Annotated in this window: 18 protein-coding genes; 10 read left to right on the top strand and 8 right to left on the bottom strand. The window is 42.8% G+C overall.

From position 1 onward, the window contains the following. Nucleotides 1-1,767: a DUF3160 domain-containing protein gene (locus A3L04_RS05105; protein ID WP_068578605.1), complete on the bottom strand. Its 1,767-nt coding sequence runs from the start codon at nucleotides 1,765-1,767 to the stop codon at nucleotides 1-3. A 145-nt stretch (nucleotides 1,768-1,912) separates the two neighbouring features. On the opposite strand from A3L04_RS05105, the gene rd reads away from it, so the two are divergent. The 5 genes from rd (at nucleotide 1,913) to A3L04_RS05080 (ending at nucleotide 6,052) form a co-directional block, all read left to right on the top strand. Further along, nucleotides 1,913-2,074: a rubredoxin gene (rd, locus tag A3L04_RS05100; protein WP_068578607.1), complete on the top strand. Its 162-nt coding sequence runs from the start codon at nucleotides 1,913-1,915 to the stop codon at nucleotides 2,072-2,074. Between the two features lie 10 nt (nucleotides 2,075-2,084). Further along, entirely contained in the window at nucleotides 2,085-2,432 is a 348-nt protein-coding gene (locus A3L04_RS05095; protein WP_068578610.1) for a class II SORL domain-containing protein, read from the top strand. 103 nt (nucleotides 2,433-2,535) lie between these two features. Then, the gene (locus tag A3L04_RS05090; protein ID WP_068578611.1) at nucleotides 2,536-3,858 is read left to right on the top strand and encodes an NAD(P)/FAD-dependent oxidoreductase; all 1,323 of its coding nucleotides are present in this window, start codon (nucleotides 2,536-2,538) and stop codon (nucleotides 3,856-3,858) included. Between the two features lie 41 nt (nucleotides 3,859-3,899). Further along, nucleotides 3,900-5,249 (top strand): NfeD family protein, encoded by a 1,350-nt coding sequence (locus tag A3L04_RS05085; protein ID WP_394326720.1) that lies wholly within the window; start codon nucleotides 3,900-3,902, stop codon nucleotides 5,247-5,249. Further along, nucleotides 5,246-6,052 carry a slipin family protein gene (locus tag A3L04_RS05080; RefSeq protein WP_068578617.1) on the top strand — a complete coding sequence of 269 codons (807 nt, stop codon included), beginning with the start codon at nucleotides 5,246-5,248 and terminating at the stop codon, nucleotides 6,050-6,052. Before A3L04_RS05085 ends, A3L04_RS05080 begins: the two co-directional genes overlap by 4 nt. Here A3L04_RS05080 and malP read toward each other — a convergent pair whose 3' ends face one another. The 4 genes from malP to A3L04_RS05060 all read right to left on the bottom strand — a co-directional run bounded on the left by malP (nucleotide 6,053) and on the right by A3L04_RS05060 (nucleotide 11,314). Beyond that, nucleotides 6,053-8,563 (bottom strand): maltodextrin phosphorylase, encoded by a 2,511-nt coding sequence (malP, locus tag A3L04_RS05075; protein WP_068578620.1) that lies wholly within the window; start codon nucleotides 8,561-8,563, stop codon nucleotides 6,053-6,055. Next, the gene (locus A3L04_RS05070) at nucleotides 8,553-9,110 is read right to left on the bottom strand and encodes a [protein ADP-ribosylglutamate] hydrolase (RefSeq protein ID WP_068578622.1); all 558 of its coding nucleotides are present in this window, start codon (nucleotides 9,108-9,110) and stop codon (nucleotides 8,553-8,555) included. Before A3L04_RS05070 ends, malP begins: the two co-directional genes overlap by 11 nt. Continuing rightward, on the bottom strand, nucleotides 9,107-9,979 hold the full coding sequence (locus tag A3L04_RS05065) for a DUF835 domain-containing protein (RefSeq protein WP_162287187.1): 873 nt from the start codon (nucleotides 9,977-9,979) through the stop codon (nucleotides 9,107-9,109). Before A3L04_RS05065 ends, A3L04_RS05070 begins: the two co-directional genes overlap by 4 nt. 78 nt (nucleotides 9,980-10,057) lie before the next feature. Further along, nucleotides 10,058-11,314 carry an amidohydrolase family protein gene (locus A3L04_RS05060; RefSeq protein ID WP_068579621.1) on the bottom strand — a complete coding sequence of 419 codons (1,257 nt, stop codon included), beginning with the start codon at nucleotides 11,312-11,314 and terminating at the stop codon, nucleotides 10,058-10,060. Nucleotides 11,315-11,391: 77 nt separating this feature from the next. Here A3L04_RS05060 and A3L04_RS05055 point away from each other — a divergent pair, with 77 nt between their 5' ends. Next, entirely contained in the window at nucleotides 11,392-12,291 is a 900-nt protein-coding gene (locus A3L04_RS05055; protein WP_068578625.1) for a dihydroorotate dehydrogenase, read from the top strand. Nucleotides 12,292-12,385: 94 nt separating this feature from the next. After that, a complete protein-coding gene (acdAI, locus tag A3L04_RS05050; RefSeq protein ID WP_068578627.1) occupies nucleotides 12,386-13,774 on the top strand; it encodes an acetate--CoA ligase II subunit alpha in 1,389 nt (462 codons plus the stop codon). Here the strand turns inward: acdAI and A3L04_RS05045 are convergent. Together A3L04_RS05045 and A3L04_RS05040 are read right to left on the bottom strand one after the other, a co-directional pair. After that, nucleotides 13,768-13,956, bottom strand: a complete 189-nt coding sequence (locus A3L04_RS05045; RefSeq protein WP_068578629.1) for a 50S ribosomal protein L37e — start codon at nucleotides 13,954-13,956, stop codon at nucleotides 13,768-13,770. The two genes, acdAI and A3L04_RS05045, sit on opposite strands and share 7 nt — an antisense overlap. Before the next feature lie 11 nt (nucleotides 13,957-13,967). Continuing rightward, nucleotides 13,968-14,198, bottom strand: a complete 231-nt coding sequence (locus A3L04_RS05040; RefSeq protein WP_014734507.1) for an LSm family protein — start codon at nucleotides 14,196-14,198, stop codon at nucleotides 13,968-13,970. Nucleotides 14,199-14,345: 147 nt separating this feature from the next. Here A3L04_RS05040 and A3L04_RS05035 point away from each other — a divergent pair, with 147 nt between their 5' ends. From A3L04_RS05035 to A3L04_RS05025, 3 genes are all read left to right on the top strand, one after another. After that, entirely contained in the window at nucleotides 14,346-14,801 is a 456-nt protein-coding gene (locus A3L04_RS05035; protein ID WP_068579624.1) for an Lrp/AsnC family transcriptional regulator, read from the top strand. A gap of 77 nt (nucleotides 14,802-14,878) precedes the next feature. Continuing rightward, nucleotides 14,879-16,336 carry a HEAT repeat domain-containing protein gene (locus tag A3L04_RS05030; protein WP_068578631.1) on the top strand — a complete coding sequence of 486 codons (1,458 nt, stop codon included), beginning with the start codon at nucleotides 14,879-14,881 and terminating at the stop codon, nucleotides 16,334-16,336. Next, entirely contained in the window at nucleotides 16,333-17,700 is a 1,368-nt protein-coding gene (locus tag A3L04_RS05025; protein WP_068578633.1) for a HEAT repeat domain-containing protein, read from the top strand. Before A3L04_RS05030 ends, A3L04_RS05025 begins: the two co-directional genes overlap by 4 nt. On the opposite strand, the gene A3L04_RS05020 is transcribed toward A3L04_RS05025, so the two are convergent. Further along, nucleotides 17,686-18,015, bottom strand: a complete 330-nt coding sequence (locus tag A3L04_RS05020; RefSeq protein ID WP_068578635.1) for a nascent polypeptide-associated complex protein — start codon at nucleotides 18,013-18,015, stop codon at nucleotides 17,686-17,688. The genes A3L04_RS05025 and A3L04_RS05020 overlap by 15 nt on opposite strands. Nucleotides 18,016-18,034: the final 19 nt, after the last annotated feature.

Below are 18,034 nucleotides of genomic sequence, written 5' to 3'. Positions count from 1 at the left end.
TCATCCCTCTATCCAAGCCTTATTAATAATTATTGGGCCAACAAATATTTTGTTATTATAAACTACTAGGACTGTACCCAACTCAACTTCTGCTCTGAGAGACATGCCCTCCCGGGAATAAATGACAAGATTCTTCGGTAACCTAATGCCACCAAACGAGTGGGGTATTGCAATAGAATCCCTTGGAAATTCTTGGGTCAAGAATATTAAATCATCTTCGGTTAGCGTCTTGCCCTCCTTTATCTTGGTAGAGACTTGGTAAGCCCTAAGCATCAATGCGGCTGCCCTATTAACTGCCCATCTCAGAGTTTCATCGTTGACTCCCATTGCAGTTAGGAAACCATCCAATTCTTTAAGAGACGCATACAGCTCTGCATAAACTTCAGGGTAAGGTTCAATGTACGCATCCGCAAGCCTACCAGAGGGTATGGTATCTTTGACAATTGTAAAATTCTCAGCTCCATTCATAATAAGCCAGAATGAGATAGTCGTATTAATGAACCTTTTCTCCCAACCATCTGATCTTGGTCTTCCTGCTTCGAAAAGTAGTTTAATGGCCCTTGCCGCTCTATTTTTCATTGAATCGGGGGGAATTTCCCTGAATTGATTTACCAACCTCTTATACTGGAATTGAAAATCACAGTACCCTAGAGACGATGCTATAGTGTAAGCATATGAAGACCCTAAAACCGCTGGTAAGTATACTAGATTTGGAAGGAGGGGAATAATATTATTTGCATCTTTTGCAGATATTATCTTCCTCTTGTACAAGCTTATGGTTATTTCATATATCTCCCCCCAATACTTGTCTCTATTCTGGTCCAGATTGTCGCAGGTCCTATAGAACGATATAGGCTTCGAAAGTAATCCCGCAGAATCACCATAAGCTAATATTCTCGAGTACGTCTTAGAAGTTGGGTTAGGTCCTAGATTTGGATATATCAATGTTTCGAGGATATAACTTCCAGGATCAAGCCTCACACCAAATAAGGAAACTCGTAACTCCTTTTCTAAGCTTCTACCCCTGACTATTAGAGGTTGCTTAGAGGCCAATAATTGAAGTGGAGAAACTCTTCCCGAAGCAATGGCATCAAGGTTATTAACGTAGTCAAGGACACTTAATCCTCTTGAAGGGCCTAAGAAGAATGTTAATTCGGAATCTATTCTCGAGATATTCTGGAGACACTCAGGGCATCCTTTAATTATTTTCGCTAACCTTACAACTTCTAAGTTGCCCTCCTTAGACGATACATTTATTCCCTCTTTAGTAAGCCAAGTAATTGCAGACAGTATCCCTGTTTCATTGGGTTTAGAAACAGGCAGGGGTGCAGGCAAAGTTACATTCGGATCAAGCATTAGAAGGGCAACAGCAAGATACGACGCAACATCTATATCTCCCGCCTTGGCACTCTCCCTTACTAGGTATAAAAGGAGATTTCTAAGAGTGGGGGATACGTCATTTTCGAGAATCCAAAAATAGGAAATTAAATAGACCTGAGAATATAATAGGAAAGCAGAATCAACTGTGATAATCCCAGGAACTTCATCTTTTACGAGAAGCGAATAAATATCTCCAGCCCCTCTCCCATTAGGTATAACGAGAATGCCGTTATTTGTAAGGTAATCAATTTGAGATTTTGATAAATTAAAGATAGTTTTTATTTGATCCAAATTTTCCAGCTTCTCTTGAGGTGTAGTGCTTTGCCCACCAAGGCACCCTGCAACTAGGATAATTAGTGATAGCAGAATTGCAACCTTGCCTTTCATTCTAGTCCCCCAAACTTTCAATTTGATATCAGCATATTAAAATCCAACCTTTGTGGAGATAAAATATATATTGCAGAAAACTAATTGAGTTTGAACCACAAACCTTATAAGGACGAACTACAAATCATGAAGTGAGGAAACCAATATGGCAAAGTGGAGATGCAAAATCTGTGGCTACATCTATGATGAAGAGGAAGGAGATGAAGAAAACGGAATAACCCCAGGAACTAAGTTCGAAGACCTTCCTGAAGATTGGATCTGCCCCCTATGCGGGGCACCTAAAGATGAATTTGAAAGAATAGATTGAGGTGATGGAGATGTTGAAGGACACGATAAAAAGTGGAGATTGGAAAGGAGAGAAGCACGTTCCAGTTATAGAGTACACAAGGGAGGGAGACCTCGTAAAAGTTGAGGTCTCAGTAGGGAAAGAGGTTCCCCATCCAAACACCCCAGAGCACCACATAGCATGGATAGAGCTGTACTTCCACCCAGAGGGAGAAAGCTTCCCAATAATGGTTGGTAGGGTTGCCTTTACAGCTCACGGCGATCCACTAACGGAGCCAAGGGCGGTATTTTACATAAAGACAAATAAGAAGGGCAAGCTTTACGCTCTAAGTTACTGCAACATCCATGGCCTCTGGGAGAACGAGGCCAACCTTGAATGATTTCCAAACTTTAAATATTTCATCCTGATGTAACTTGACTTTCCTCCCCAAGGATAACACCAACGTTTATATCTCCCCTCCTCCCCCATTTTTTGGTGGTTCTATGAGGATAGTTGTAATAGGCTCAGGAACCGCAGGAAGCAACTTCGCGCTTTTCATGAGGAAGCTCGATAGAAAAGCTGAGATAATAGTCATAGGCAAAGAACCAACGATGCAGTACTCTCCCTGTGCTCTCCCCCACGTAATTAGCGGAACGATAGAAAAGCCCGAAGACGTAATAGTGTTTCCGACTGAGTTCTACAGGAAGCAGAGAATTGAAATGATGCTTGAAGTAGAGGCCAAAAAGATAGACAGAGAGAGGAAGGTCGTTATTACAGATAAAGGCGAAGTTCCATATGACAAGCTCGTAATAGCCACAGGATCAAAGGCTTTCATCCCCCCGATAAAAGGCGTTGAAAACGAGGGAGTATTCACGCTTAAGAGCTTGGACGACGTTAGGAAGATTAAGAAGTACATAGCGGAGAGAAAGCCAAAGAAGGCCGTTGTGATAGGGGCGGGACTAATAGGCCTAGAGGGGGCAGAAGCTTTTGCTAAACTTGGCATGGAAGTCCTAGTTGTTGAACTTCTCGAGCATTTGCTTCCAACCATGCTCGACAAAGACATGGCAAAGCTCGTGCAAGAGGAAATGGAGAAACATGGAATTAAGTTTAGGTTCGGTGTGGGTGTAAGCGAGATAATTGGCAGTCCTGTAGAGGCCGTGAAGATCGGAAAGGAGATAGTTGAAGCGGACATAGTCCTAGTAGCAACAGGGGTTAGGGCTAACGTTGACTTAGCCAGAGATGCGGGTTTGGAGGTAAGTAGGGGAATAGTCGTTAATGAGCACCTCCAGACAAGCGATCCCGATATATACGCCATCGGGGACTGTGCAGAGGTTATAGATGCCGTAACTGGAAAGAGAACCCTAAGCCAGCTAGGAACTTCCGCGGTTAGAATGGCGAAAGTTGCGGCGGAGCATATAGCTGGCAAGAATTCCATATTTAGACCAGTATTCAATACTGCAATTACAGAATTATTTGATTTGGAAATAGGAACGTTTGGAATAACAGAGGAGAGAGCGAAGAAAGAAGGAATTAATGTAGTTGTAGGGAAGTTCAAAGGCTCAACAAAGCCAGAGTACTATCCTGGGGGCAAACCGATAACCGTGAAGTTGATATTCAGGAAGGAAGACAAGAAGCTTATTGGGGCTCAAATAGTTGGAGGGGAAAGAGTCTGGGGCAGGATAATGACGCTCTCAGCTTTAGCCCAGAAGGGCGCAACGGTTGAAGACGTTGCTTACTTAGAAACTGCATATGCCCCGCCAATAAGCCCAACCATCGACCCAATTACGGTGGCCGCAGAAATGGCTATGAGAAAGTTCAGGCTTTGATTGAAAACATTTAAATATTCTTTTTACTACTTTTGTTAGGTATGGTGACTAAGATGAGGGGAAAGCTGATCCTGGGGTTACTTGTTTTTTCGCTTCTGTTCCTTCCAACGCTAGCTCAGGAGAAGGTCGTTTATGTTGCTCAAATTAGGGGCCAGATAACTTCCTATACCTATGACCAGTTCAACAGGTACATAAGCCTGGCAGAGGAGAACAAAGCCGAAGCTATAATTATAGAATTTGATACTCCAGGTGGAAGGGGAGATGCTATGATGAACATAATACAGAGAATCCAACAAGCCAAGGTTCCCGTGATAATCTACGTCTATCCTCCAGGGGCAACGGCTGCTTCAGCTGGAACATATATTGCCCTCGGATCCCACTTAATCGCCATGGCCCCAGGAACTAGCATAGGAGCCTGTAGACCCATCCTGGGTTATGCTCAGAACGGTTCTATAATACAAGCTCCCCCTAAGATAGTCAATCACTACATCGCATATATAAAAAGCCTTGCCCAGGAAAGCGGAAGGAACGCCACCATAGCAGAGGAGTTCATAACTAAGGATCTAAGCCTAACCCCTGAGGAGGCACTAAAGTATGGTGTTATAGAAGTCATAGCCAGGGATGTTAACGAGTTGCTCGAGAAAGCGAATGGAATGCAGACAAAACTCCCCGTAAATGGTAAGTATGTAACCCTCAACTTTACCAACGCTAAAGTTGTTTACCTGAAACCGTCACTTAAGGACAAGGTGATTACGTACATAACTGACCCAAGCATGGCTTACCTTCTCCTCTCCCTGGGGATATGGGCGTTGATAATAGGCTTTCTGACCCCAGGATGGCACGTTCCAGAGACAGTGGGGGCGATCATGATAGTCCTCGCAATAATAGGCTTTGGTTATTTTGGCTACAACGCTGCGGGGCTGCTATTAATAGTTGTGGGGATGCTGTTTTTTGTCGCCGAAGCATTAACACCAACGTTTGGACTCTTCACAGTTGCAGGGCTGATTTCGTTCATACTAGGGGGAATACTGCTGTTTGGGGGTGGAGAAGTGGAGTACCTAGTTAACAGGGAGGTGTTTTCCCAGCTGAGAATAGTCATAATAACTATAGGAGTTCTGCTAGCACTATTCTTCGCCTTTGGGATGGCCGCGGTGATAAAGGCTCACAGGAAGAAAGCAAAAACTGGTAGGGAGGAGATGATAGGGCTAATTGGTGTTGTCGTTGAAGATCTGAACCCCGAGGGTATGATCAAGGTTAGGGGCGAATTATGGAAGGCTAGAAGCAAGTTTGGAAAGCCTATAGAAAAGGGGGAGAAAGTTAGGGTAGTTGATATGGATGGCCTGACTCTTATCGTTGTTAGGGAAAAGGAAGAAGAAGGTGAAAGGAAATGATCTTGCCTGGAGATTTGTTTGTTATTGGAATAGTAGTGCTGTTTGTATTGATATTCTTAGCCAGCGCCATCAAGATCGTTAAGGAGTACGAGAGGGCAGTGATATTCAGGCTCGGTAGGGTTGTTGGAGCTAGAGGACCAGGATTGTTCTTCATAATCCCGATATTCGAAAAAGCGGTTATAGTCGACTTAAGAACTCAAGTTCTTGACGTTCCAGTCCAAGAGACGATAACCAAGGACAACGTGCCAGTAAGAGTTAACGCTGTAGTCTACTTTAGGGTCGTAGATCCGGTAAAAGCCGTAACCCAAGTTAGGAACTACATCATGGCCACATCCCAGATCTCACAAACAACCTTGAGGAGCGTCATAGGCCAGGCACATCTAGATGAGCTTTTGAGCGAGAGGGATAAACTCAACATGCAGTTGCAGAGGATAATTGACGAAGCAACGGATCCCTGGGGGATAAAGGTTACAGCCGTGGAGATCAAGGATGTAGAACTTCCAGCGGGAATGCAGAGGGCTATGGCAAAGCAGGCAGAAGCAGAGAGAGAAAGGAGAGCCAGAATCCTACTCGCAGAGGCCGAGAGACAGGCGGCTGAGAAGCTTAGGGAAGCCGCAGAAATTATAAGCGAACACCCAATGGCCTTGCAGCTTAGAACCCTACAGACAATAAGTGACGTCGCAAGCGATAAGAGCAACGTTATCGTACTCACCCTACCAATGGAGATGCTTAAACTCTTCAAGAGCTTGGGAGAAGCTGCAGAAGCATACAAGAAGAGAGTTGAGGAAGAAAAGAGAGAGTAATTACCTCTCCACCCCTTTCCATTTTATGTAGCCACCCAACAGGAATTTTCCGGGCATCATTGGATGATAAGCGTAGACCCTGATGGCATAGTGCCAACATGGATTACCGATATTCTTGAGGGCTTTGCCCATGTAAGTGTAGATATACCTCCCATTCCCAAGATCTTTAGTTTTCCTGAGTTCAACTATGTGAGGCTTTAGTATCTTGAACTCCTCTTCTTTAATTCCATAATATAGCTCAACTCTTACATCTTCTGGCTTTAAGTTTCCAAGGTTTATCGTAACATTAACAATGTGCTCGTTGACCTTAACTTCCTCGATGTTGACTTTATCCCACTCCGTCTTTATCTTCTCTTTCCACTTAGCAAGCTCCTTGGCCCACCTGAAGTTATCCCTACTTAAGTAGATGCCAAGTTCCATAGCCTTTGAGTAAAACTTTGTCACGTAGTCCTTAACCATCCTGTGAGTGCTGAATCTCGGGGCGATGCTCTTTATGCTCTCCTTCATCATCCTTATCCATGCATCCCTGTTTTCATAATACATTGGAACTACAACGTTCTCCAAGATATCGTAGAGGCTCATTGCATCCCAGTAGTCATCAGCCTCGGTTTCTGGCTCAGTGCTCGTGTCTCCGATGACCCAACCATTTCTTCCATTGTACCCCTCAACCCACCACCCATCGAATATGCTCAGATTTATGACACCGTTAAGGCCAGCTTTCATACCGCTCGTTCCACTGGCTTCTAGAGGCCTCCTTGGAGTGTTAAGCCAAACATCAACTCCAGAAACAAAAAGCCTTGCTGAACCCATGTCATAGTTCTCTATCAAGATTATTTTGCCCTTAAACTCCGGCATTTGAGATACTTCATAAACTCTTCTGAGGAACTCCTTTCCAGCTTCATCCCTAGGATGAGCTTTTCCTCCAAAGACTATGTAAACTGGCCTCTCAGAGTTGTTTACAATCTTCTTCAGCCTCTCAAGATCCGTGAACAGCAACACCGCCCTCTTGTACGTCGCGAACCTTCTTGCAAAACCTATTATAAGAGCATTTTCGTCTATATCTGGAAGAGGTTCGTCTATACCGATCCTTTCGTTCCTCCTCATTATCTTTCTCCTGATGAGCTCTATTAACTCTCTCTTTGCCTTAAGATGGGCCTCCCATAGTTCTCCATCAGGAATCCTCTCTATTGCATACCATATACCCTCAAGGTTAACGTGCTCTCTCCATATCTTGCCAATGTATATGTCGTAGAGCTTTGCTAAGTTCTCATTAACCCACGTTGCTGTATGAACACCGTTCGTTATTCCCTCAATGGGTATCTCGTCCAGAGGTACTCCCGCCCAGAGTCCTGCCCACATTTCCCTCGTAACCTTAGCATGCAACTGGCTAACACCATTTACAAAGTTTGATGTCTTTATCGAGAGTATCGTCATGTTAAAGTTTGGATCACTTGGATTTGCCTTTCCTAGCTCAAGGAACTTCTCAGTAGGCAGCCCCTCAAAGAACTTCGCTAACTTTTCTCTCACGAAATCTACGGGGAACACATCATGACCAGCTGGCACGGGCGTGTGGGTTGTAAATACACTCGTTCCCCTTACAACTTCTAGGGCCTCTTCAAAGCTGAGTCCTTCCTCCATGAACCATCTTATTCTTTCGAAGTTTGCGAATGATGGATGGCCCTCATTTAGATGAATAACCCCAGGTTCTATCTCTAATGCCTTGAGAAGCCTCATTCCACCAATACCAAGGAGGATTTCCTGCTTTATTCTCTTGTCAGGCTCAGCGTTGTATAGGTAGTCACAGACTTTTCTGTCCTCCTCCGGGTTCTCTAAAACATCCGTATCAAGAAGGTATAATGGAACTCTCCCGACTTCAACGAGAAAAACTCTTGCCTTAACCATTTTGCCCTCTATTGGGACATCAATCAGCAAAGGTTTTCCATCGTTGGTAAGTACTTGTCTTATAGGCATTTCTTTAGTGTTGTACTCTGGAAATATCTCTATCTGTCTTCCATCTTTATCAATCTCCTGCCTAAAGTAGCCATGCTTGTAGAGTAGCCCAACTGCAATAAGAGGCAATCCAAGGTCACTTGCCGTTTTAAGGTGATCTCCAGCAAGAATTCCCAATCCCCCAGAATATATTGGAAGGCTCTTGCTTATTCCATATTCCATACAAAGATAAACTATCGGCTTATCCCAACGGGGATAGTTCGTAGAGAACCATGTAGTACTCTGGTTCATATAGCCTTCAAACCTCTCTATGACGAGCTCGTATAGATCAAGAAATGCATCATCTTTAGACAGTTCCCTAAGTCTAGATTCTGGAACTTCAAGAAGCAACTTGACAGGATTCTTATACTGCCTCCAGTGTTCCTCATCTATTTTCTGCCATAGTTTCATTGCTTTATGATCCCAGCTCCACCAATAATTATAGGCAAGATCGGCTAGTCTTGAAAGATTTTCGGGAAGCTTTTTCAATATTTTTTCCTTAATACTGTTATCAATTTTCATCGTTTTCCACCTCTTTTAAAACTTTTAGGGCCTTCTTATAGTCTGTTTCGGAATATAATACCAAAAACACATCTTTTACATTCTTAGCTTCCTTTAGGAATTGTTCAACAGTGTCTTTAAACACTTTAACTACCTTTTCCAAGGGACAACCGTAGATACCAGCACTTATAGCCGGAAAGGCAATACTCCTAACACCAAGCTCATCAGCCTTTTTAAGTGCCCCTAAAATTGCAAGTTTCAATTTGTCTTCTTTTTCTTTATCCCATTTTCCCCCACAATATGGACCAACGGTATGAATGACATACTTAACACCATTTTGTGCCAATTTTAAAGGAGGAGTAACAACAACTTCTCCATGCTCTATATACTCCCTCCCAATTTGTTTTTTCATTTCTTCCTTACTAATTCTAATATATTCATATACATCTCCAGCGGCAGCCTTTGCGATGGCATATGCAACCCCACCACCGTGTTCAAGATATTTATTTGCGGCATTGACTATAGCCTCGGCTCTGAACTTTGTTATATCTCCTTTTACAATCTTCATGTTTCCTCACCAATTACCCTTAATAACAGCTTCCGTTCTTTTTCCGAGAAAGTTGTTAGGTCGCTAACGATAATTACAGTAGAGTTATAGAGCATTGCATAATCCCTTAGGTTAGCAAGGAACTTTAACACTGAATCAAATCCATTTTCTAAGATTAGATATTCTATTCCATCTATAACTACAGTACCACCCTGCTCCAAATATCTTACTGCCAGGTTCAGTATTTTAACAAGATTTGTAGGCTCTACAGTTCTTGGACCTTTTTGAACTTTAGTTATCCAGAACCATCTCTCATTATCTCCTCCTGGGTTCCTCGAAAATATTAAGGACGTTTTTAATATCTCCTCAGGAACGTTCTTCATAAATACAATCCCTGGCTTAATATTGATTCCCTTATCTTGAACAGCCACTGGTATAGTGACTTTAAAAATGTTCACTGTTATCAGATACCCCAAGATTATTGCTATTATCACCTGAACTTTAAACACAATTTCAGGATATACCCCAATGCCAAACGTAAGAAGGGCAAAGAGAATTATTAAAAAGGGAACAAACTTCAAAGTGCGATCCTTTTCTAAATATACTAAAAATGCTATAACCACCATTATAAGCGCATCGATCAAGAGAACAATAAACTGGCTATAAGTGGAAAGATAAAGGTAGGCAACTATGGGAACCAAGCTAAGGTACTTAAGGTCATCAGAGTATTTGCTCAGTATCCCTGGAGACAACATCTCAATAATACCTACCCAGAAAAAAGAAACGAAAACCGATAGGCTTACAAGGCTAGTTATTCCATCTACCAAGCAACCAATGCTCAGGGAAAGAAACGCAAGAGAGAAATAGAGCAGAACTTTCTCCCTCCTCATATAATACTCATAGAATAGCAAAACATAGAACATGAGAAGTGTGATACCCAAGAATATTGAGGGCGTTAAGATTATCATTCACAGTACCCCCAAGAATTTATCAATAACTTTCTCTTCGTCAACTGTTTGGAACTCTCCATCCAGAATAATGATTTCACCATTCACTATTAGCGTGTCCACATCCCCACTCTTTGCAGAGAACACAAGAGAGCTGATAGGATCATTTAAAGGAAGGATATGAGGTTTCCTTATGTCTATAATTGCGATATCTGCCAACTTCCCCTCTTCTATAACGCCTGAATTTAACCTAAGAGCTCGAGCACCATTTAATGTTGCCATCCTAAATATTTCCCGACTTTTCACGATAGATGGGTCTAAACTGTAAACCTTTTGAAGAAGAGATGCAAGCCTCATCTCTCTAAACATGTCTAGGGTATTATTGCTCGCTGCTCCATCTGTACCCAGGGCAACATTAACGCCACTATCGAGCAAATTTCTAAGCCTAATAACTCCACTTCCCAGCTTCATATTACTGGCAGGACAGTGGGCAACGGTTACACCACGCTTCGACAGAAGTGATATTTCCTCATCACTCAACCAAACTCCGTGAGCTACTATCAACTTGTTGTTTAGCAACCCAGCTTCAAGGAGAATTTCAGTTGGATTCTTCCCGTATTTCTTCCTAATTGATTCAACTTCCCCTTTTGTCTCCGAGAGATGTATGGTAACTAATGATCCCCAATCAGAGCTTCTCTCAGCGACCCATCTTAAGCAATCCAGCGAGCAAGTGTATGGAGCATGAGGGGCTAGGATAAAGTTAACAAGGTCAGAATTTAATTTTAGTACGAACTCTCTAAACTTTTCTGTTTCTCTTATTTCAGCCTTCCTCCTCCCTTCGTCATCTAAATCTATCATCCCGTACCCAAGGAAACCCCTCAGTCCAACTTCCATAGTTGCTTTTGCAACTTCCTCCATGTGAAAGTACATGTCAACAAATGTCACCGTTCCGGACCTTGCCATTTCGATTAGCCCCAGAAGAGCACCCCAGTAAATATCTCTTCTCCCGAGCTTCCTCTCATTTGGCCATATGTACTTTTCAAGCCACTCCATTAGGGGGACGTCTTCAGCGAGACCCCTAAGTAAAACCATTGGGGAGTGCGTGTGTGCATTTACAAAACCGGGAATAATTAGTGAATGGGAACAATCAATTACTACATCAGAACCAGCGTTTATTCCCCTCCCAACCTTGATTATTCTGCTGCCTTCAATTAAAACATCTGCTCTGATTAGCTGATAATTTTCTCCATAAAGAACCAAACCATTTTTAAGTAACACTGACAATGATACCCCCGTTATGTTTAATTGTTAAGAAATATAAAAAGCTTTTTCCAAGTATCCTGGGGGAAATAAAGATGCTTGAGATCGAAATTTTTGACTTCAAAATGGAGAATCCGCTAATTTTGGCCTCTGGTGTTGTAGACATGACACCAGAGTTGCTAAGGAGGGCCCACAGAGAGGGTGCAGGAGCGGTTGTCACGAAGTCCATCGGAAAAGAACCAAGGAAGGGATATGATAACCCTACTGTAGTTGAACTTCCATATGGTCTAATAAATGCCATGGGTTTACCAAATCCGGGATGGGAAGCATTTCTAGAAGAATTCCGAGGGGAAGAGTTTGACTTCCCGATCATAGTTTCTATTTTCGGTGGAACTCCAGAAGAATTCGCATTTCTGGCTGAAAAACTTCAAGAGATCGCAGACGCCTTTGAGCTGAACTTAAGTTGCCCTCACGCCAGGGGATATGGAATGGAAATTGGTCAAGATCCAAACAACGTCTATAAAGTTGTCAAGGCTGTTAAGGACGTAACAGAGAAGCCTGTGATAGCAAAGCTAACTCCTAATACGAGCGATATAACCAAGCTTGGTCTTGCAGCCGAGAAAGCGGAGGCAGATGCAGTTTCTGCCATAAACACGTTAAAGGCTATTGCAATTGATATCTATGCCAAAAGGCCCATACTGAGCAATAAGGTGGGGGGATACTCCGGACCAGGCGTTAAGCCTGTTGCATTAAGAGCAGTATACGACCTAGCTAAGGCTTTGGATATACCTGTTATAGGGATTGGGGGAATAACAACGTGGCAAGATGCCGTAGAATTTTTGCTAGCCGGAGCATCAGCCCTTCAGATAGGAACTGCCGTGTATCTCAAAGGGTTTTCAGTATTCAGGGAGATCGCACATGGATTAGAGGAATATCTGAAGAAAGAAGGCTTCACGTCTATAAAAGAGATAATTGGATTAGCATTGAATGTTTAACAAATGTCGAAAATAACTTCGTCGAAAATGGAAGGGAAAAGTTATAACATTCGTCGAAAATCGAAAAATGTAAACGCTTTCAGAGGTGATAGAAATGAGCCTGGAAGCTCTTTTTAATCCAAAAAGCATCGCTGTTATAGGTGCTTCTTCAAAACCAGGGAAGATAGGACACGCAATTATGAAGAACCTTATTGAGTACGGCTATGAGGGCAAAATTTATGCAGTAAACATTAAAGGTGGGGAAATAGAGATCAGCGGAAGAAAATTTAAGGTCTACAAGAGCATCCTTGAAGTTCCTGATGAAGTCGATATGGCAGTCATAGTTGTCCCAGCGAAGTTCGTGCCCCAGGTTCTCGAGGAGTGCGGACAGAAGGGGGTTAAAGTCGTTCCAATAATAAGTTCAGGATTTGGTGAGCTTGGGGAAGAAGGGAAGAAAGTTGAGAGGCAGTTAGTTGAGACCGCAAGGAAGTATGGCATGAGAATACTCGGCCCAAATATATTCGGGGTTGTTTACACGCCAGCAAAGCTCAACGCTACTTTTGGACCAACTGATGTTCTCCCAGGACCCCTAGCATTAATAAGCCAAAGCGGTGCTCTAGGAATTGCCCTTATGGGATGGACAATTCTTGAGAAGATCGGCCTTTCTGCAGTAGTTAGCGTAGGAAACAAGGCTGATATTGACGATGCAGATTTACTCGAGTTCTTTAAGGATGACGACAACACTAAGGCAATTCTCATTTACATGGAAGGTGTGAAGGACGGTAGAAGGTTCATGGAGGTAGCAAAAGAAGTCAGCAAGAAAAAGCCGATAATAGTGATAAAGGCTGGAAGGAGCGAGAGGGGAGCAAAAGCTGCAGCATCTCACACCGGTTCTCTCGCGGGAAGCGATACTATATACAGCGCAGCATTCAAGCAGAGCGGAGTTCTCAGGGCTCTAACAATTGGGGAAGCATTCGACTGGGCTAGAGCATTGAGCAACCTTCCAGAGCCCCAGGGAGACAATGTTGTTATAATAACGAACGGTGGCGGAATTGGAGTTATGGCGACAGATGCAGCTGAAGAGGAAGGGTTACACCTATACGATGACCTTGAACAACTCAAGATATTCGCCAACCACATGCCACCATTCGGTTCCTACAAGAACCCCGTTGACTTAACTGGAATGGCAGATGGAAAGAGCTATGAGGGAGCAATCAGAGATGGCCTTGCCCACCCAGAGATGCACGCCATAGCTGTCCTCTACTGCCAAACCGCGGTTCTCGATCCAAGGGAGCTTGCCGAGATAATCATCAGAGAGTACAACGAGAGCGGAAGGAAGAAACCATTAGTAGTGGCAATTGTCGGTGGAATCGAGGCTAAAGAAGCAATTGACATGCTCAACGAGAACGGAATACCAGCATATCCAGAGCCAGAAAGAGCAATTAAGGCACTATCAGCACTCTACAAGTGGAGTAAATGGAAGAAAAAGTATGAGAATCAGTGAACGTTCTTTTTCTTCTTCCACTTCTTGCTCCATCTGTACTTCCTAAGCCTTCTGCTTCTGCCGAAGCCACAGGCTGCACAATAGCCCTTCTTTATGTTGAATGCCTTTCTACCGCATCTCCTGCACCTGATGTGGGTTGGTGTCTTGTTCCTTTTACCGAAAGTTGCTGTACCACTACCCATTAACCATCACCTCACAGCTCTTCTGTTGGGGAAATCGCCAATACGTTGTCTCCTCTAATCACGATCTTGCCGTACTTCTTCACTACTTCCCCATCCTGAATCATCTCTGCGTCAGCTAAAACGACGTTAAGGTGAATGTCATATCCGATGAGCCTGCCCCTGAATTCGAACCCTTTCTTGAGAATTACGAGCACGTCCTTATCCAAAGACTTGTGGATAACATCAAGAGGCCTCTCAGCCATTTTCCTCCCCCCTTTAGTTTCACACACATAATTGGAAGTGCCTTTATAACTCTTTCCTTTTTCATACGACTTTCAAAGTGTCGTATGAAGACAACCTCCAACAAATTTATATCTTCCTCTTGAAAAATTTTTCCAGAGGTGTTAATGGTGAGGGGAGTACTTGACGATGTCGATAAGAAGATCATAGAAATTCTTCAAAAAGATGGAAAGGTTCCTTTAAGAGAAATATCAAAAATTACCGGTCTCGCAGAGTCAACGATCCACGAGAGGATAAAAAGGTTAAGGGAGAGTGGAATAATCAAGAAGTTTACTGCAATAGTTGATCCCGAAGCTTTAGGATACACAATGCTAGCGTTTATTCTGATAAAGGTTAAGGCAGGCAAGTATTCCGATGTCGCTTCAAAGCTCGTGAAGTATCCGGAAATCATGGAGATTTACGAAACCACGGGAGATTATGATATGGTTGTTAAGATAAGGACAAAGAACAGCGAGGAGTTGAACAACTTCCTGGATATGGTTGGGAGTATCGAGGGTGTAGAGGGAACCCATACAATGATAGTCCTCAAGGTGCACAAAGAAACAACTGAACTTCCAATAAAGTGAAGTAATTGTTCATTTTTCGAACCACTCCTCAAACCTTAATAAATTTCCAACCCCCTATAATTCTTGAGGGCTCTGAGATGGAGAAAGGCTTCTCCATCATAAATATTAGGCAACTCCGAGAGGATATTAGAAAGTGGAAGATAAAGGATGCCATTGACACATTATCCCTGGCAAAGAATAAGATCGAAATTCTTAAGGAATTACTAAGAGATAAAAACAACACAATTCGTTCGAACACATTATTCTTAATAGAGAAGATGACAAAAGAGGGACATCTAAAGCCAGAAGAAATTGAAGAGCTCCTCGATGATATAATACCTCTCGTAAAAGATTCTTCTGAGAGGACAGCTCTTGATGCAATAAAGTTCCTGAGATACGTTCTCGAAAATGTTGACCTTTCAGATGAAAGTTACAATAAAGTCATGGAAGCCCTAATGGATGTCGTTAGTTCAGGTAGAGGTATACTCGGAGAATATGCCGCAGAAGGACTAGGGCTACTTGGAATTAAGATCTCAAGACTGGTTAGGAAGATAGTAGGCTTTCTAGTATCGCTGATCAAAGGAACTAAGGAAAGAGAAGTCCAAAGCGCAGCAATGACTGCGCTGACAGAAATTGCGAGTAAATCGAAAGACAAAGAGGTCGTGGAAGAAATAGTGAGTGAGATGATGGGCTTCCTGGATTCTGATGATCGGTACCTCCAGGAGAGGGCACTTTCAGCCCTTGGAAGGGTTGTCACTACACAAAAGACTAGGATATCAAAGAGCTTAATCGACAAAATAAAGGATAGAGTTGGCAAGTTCAAAGGAGGAGTACTTGAAGGAAAGGCGGAAGAAGTCCTCACAGCAATAGAAGTTGCAGAAAAAGTTCCAAAAGCAGAAGAATACAGCGGATATGGGATAGAGCAACTACTAGACATGGAAAAGCATGAAGTAGTTGCTGAGATGGCGAAGGAAAATGAGGAAGTACTAGATAAAGTTATAGACATGCTATCATCTCCCGACTATATCAGGAGAACAGACGCTCTTTGGGTTATCTCCAGAATAGTCGACTTCTTGGGACCCACTAGGGCATACTCAATCTTACCTACACTAGGAGACCTTGCAAAGAGCAAGAACCCATGGGTGAGAAATACGGCTGTCAAGACACTCTCAAACATATATTTCCTCTATCCAGGAACAAAAGATTACATAATATCCCTTCTCGACCTCCTACTAAAATCGTCGGACAAAAGAGCGGTCGAAGCAGGATTGCAACTTATAAAGGAGATTTCAACCCACTCACCAACGAAGGATTTATTTACGGCAGCCATTATACTTACCATGAAAAGACTTAATGACAGAGAGGTAAGATTCCCAATTCTAAGGTTCTATGCACTTACTGCAGAGAATTTTCTTAACTTGGACAGGGACATCTTAGAGGCGTTATTCCACAAGCTGAACTCCATATATGAGGATGCGACAGATGAGGAGAAAAAAATTATTATGTCGTTACTTGACCTACTGAACAGCATACTTAAAAGGGAGGAAAAAGAATGAGCGCATACGAAGAATTCTTAGAGTACCTAAAAGGATGGAGACTAAGGAAAGCAATAGATTTCATCTCAGCAAACAAAGAAGAAGGAGTTGATCTCCTTATAAAGGGTCTCAAAGAAAAAGATCCAATAGTTAAGAAGGGATGCCTCTACATAATTAAAAAGCTGGTTATGAAAGGCCACTTTGATGTAGAGGATGTTAGGAGGATAATTCCCGAAATAATAGAGCTCCTTGGAGATAGAGATGAGTCGGTAGTTCTTCAAGCTGTTGAAACTCTAAATACTATCTTGACCTTCATAGAACTTCCACCCGATCTTAGTAGCGAGATTAGTGAAATCCTAATGAAGGCTGTCGAAGAAAAACCAGAACCAATTAACGAATACGCAGCGGAGGGACTCGCTGCCTTAGGTGCCAAAATTGTGAGTATAGCCAGGAGGATATTCGAGTGGATAAGAGGAATTATCAAGGGGAAGTCATCAAGGAAGAAAATAGCCTCCCTTAGGGTTCTAAAGGAGATAATAGCGAGAACCGAAAACCCCGAAATAATGGAGGAGGCATTCAATCTCGCCTTAGATTTGCTGAACGACGAAGATCCCGTTGTAAGAAAATCTGCCTTAAGTATAATAGAGGTCGCAGTTGACAGAGCTGAATATCTGTCCAGAGAATCCCTTGAAAGGGCCTCGAAGGAATTAGGTTCATCTAACCTGGGAACTATGGCTAGGGAAGCCAAAGCAAAGATAGATGATTACCTTGAACATCCTCCCAAAGAAAAGTCAAGGGTAGGAAAAGAGCTTGAGGAATACACAGTTGAAGTTATAAAGAAAATGTTTGAGAGGGAGCAGCATGCTGCAGTTCTCGAACTTGCTAAGTCTGATTACAAAGTATTACAACTCGTAATTAGGGTCTTCCTCTCAGAAGATTTACTAACGAAATTGGACGCCCTCTGGGTTCTCTCAAACGCCGCCAATTACATAAAAAGAGACGACGCAGAGAAGATAATACCACAGCTTACAGAGTTTCTGCTTCACGATAATCCATGGATTAGATCAACATCCGCAAAGGTTCTTGCTGAGCTTGCCTTAACATACTCTTCAATAATGGACAGGGCTATTAAAATTGCCCTCGACCTCCTTGAAAGGGGAGAGTACAAGTATGTAAGGGGAGGAATAGAATTAGCATCGGCACTCCTAAATAGAGTGGAGAACCTCGGCTTCCTAGAGGAAGTAGCAAAGAGAATAGTGAAACTTGAAGAGTTGCCCAGAGAAGTCATTGAGTTTCTGAAAGAGCACGAAAAGGAGATTGAGGAGCTTGATCCAGAGCTAAAGAAGAAGATTTCAATAAAGCTGGCAAACTCACTGCTCAGTTAGCCTTAATATAGCCTCAGCTAAATCTCCACCTGTTTCCTCCAATGCCTTTTTTGCAGTCTCATAATCTACTCCAGCCTGCTCCATTACGAGCTTTATGTCATCCTCGGAGATCTTAAGTGTCACTCTTTCTTCCTCTTGGCCTCCAGCTATCTGATACATTTTCTCCCCCATGGCTTTGATCACGGTAACGACGGGCTCCTTAATGACTATCTCCTTATCCTCCATCCTGATTACTACTTCAACAACTCCATCAAGTTGCCTCATGTCGAGTTGCTTCATGAGCTTCTTCAGTTGCTTTGGATTCATGGGCATCATCTTCATCACCTACAAAAGA

The organism is Thermococcus chitonophagus, from assembly GCF_002214605.1.
Taxonomy (GTDB): domain Archaea; phylum Methanobacteriota_B; class Thermococci; order Thermococcales; family Thermococcaceae; genus Pyrococcus; species Pyrococcus chitonophagus.
This window is presented reverse-complemented; position numbering and strand designations above follow the sequence as displayed.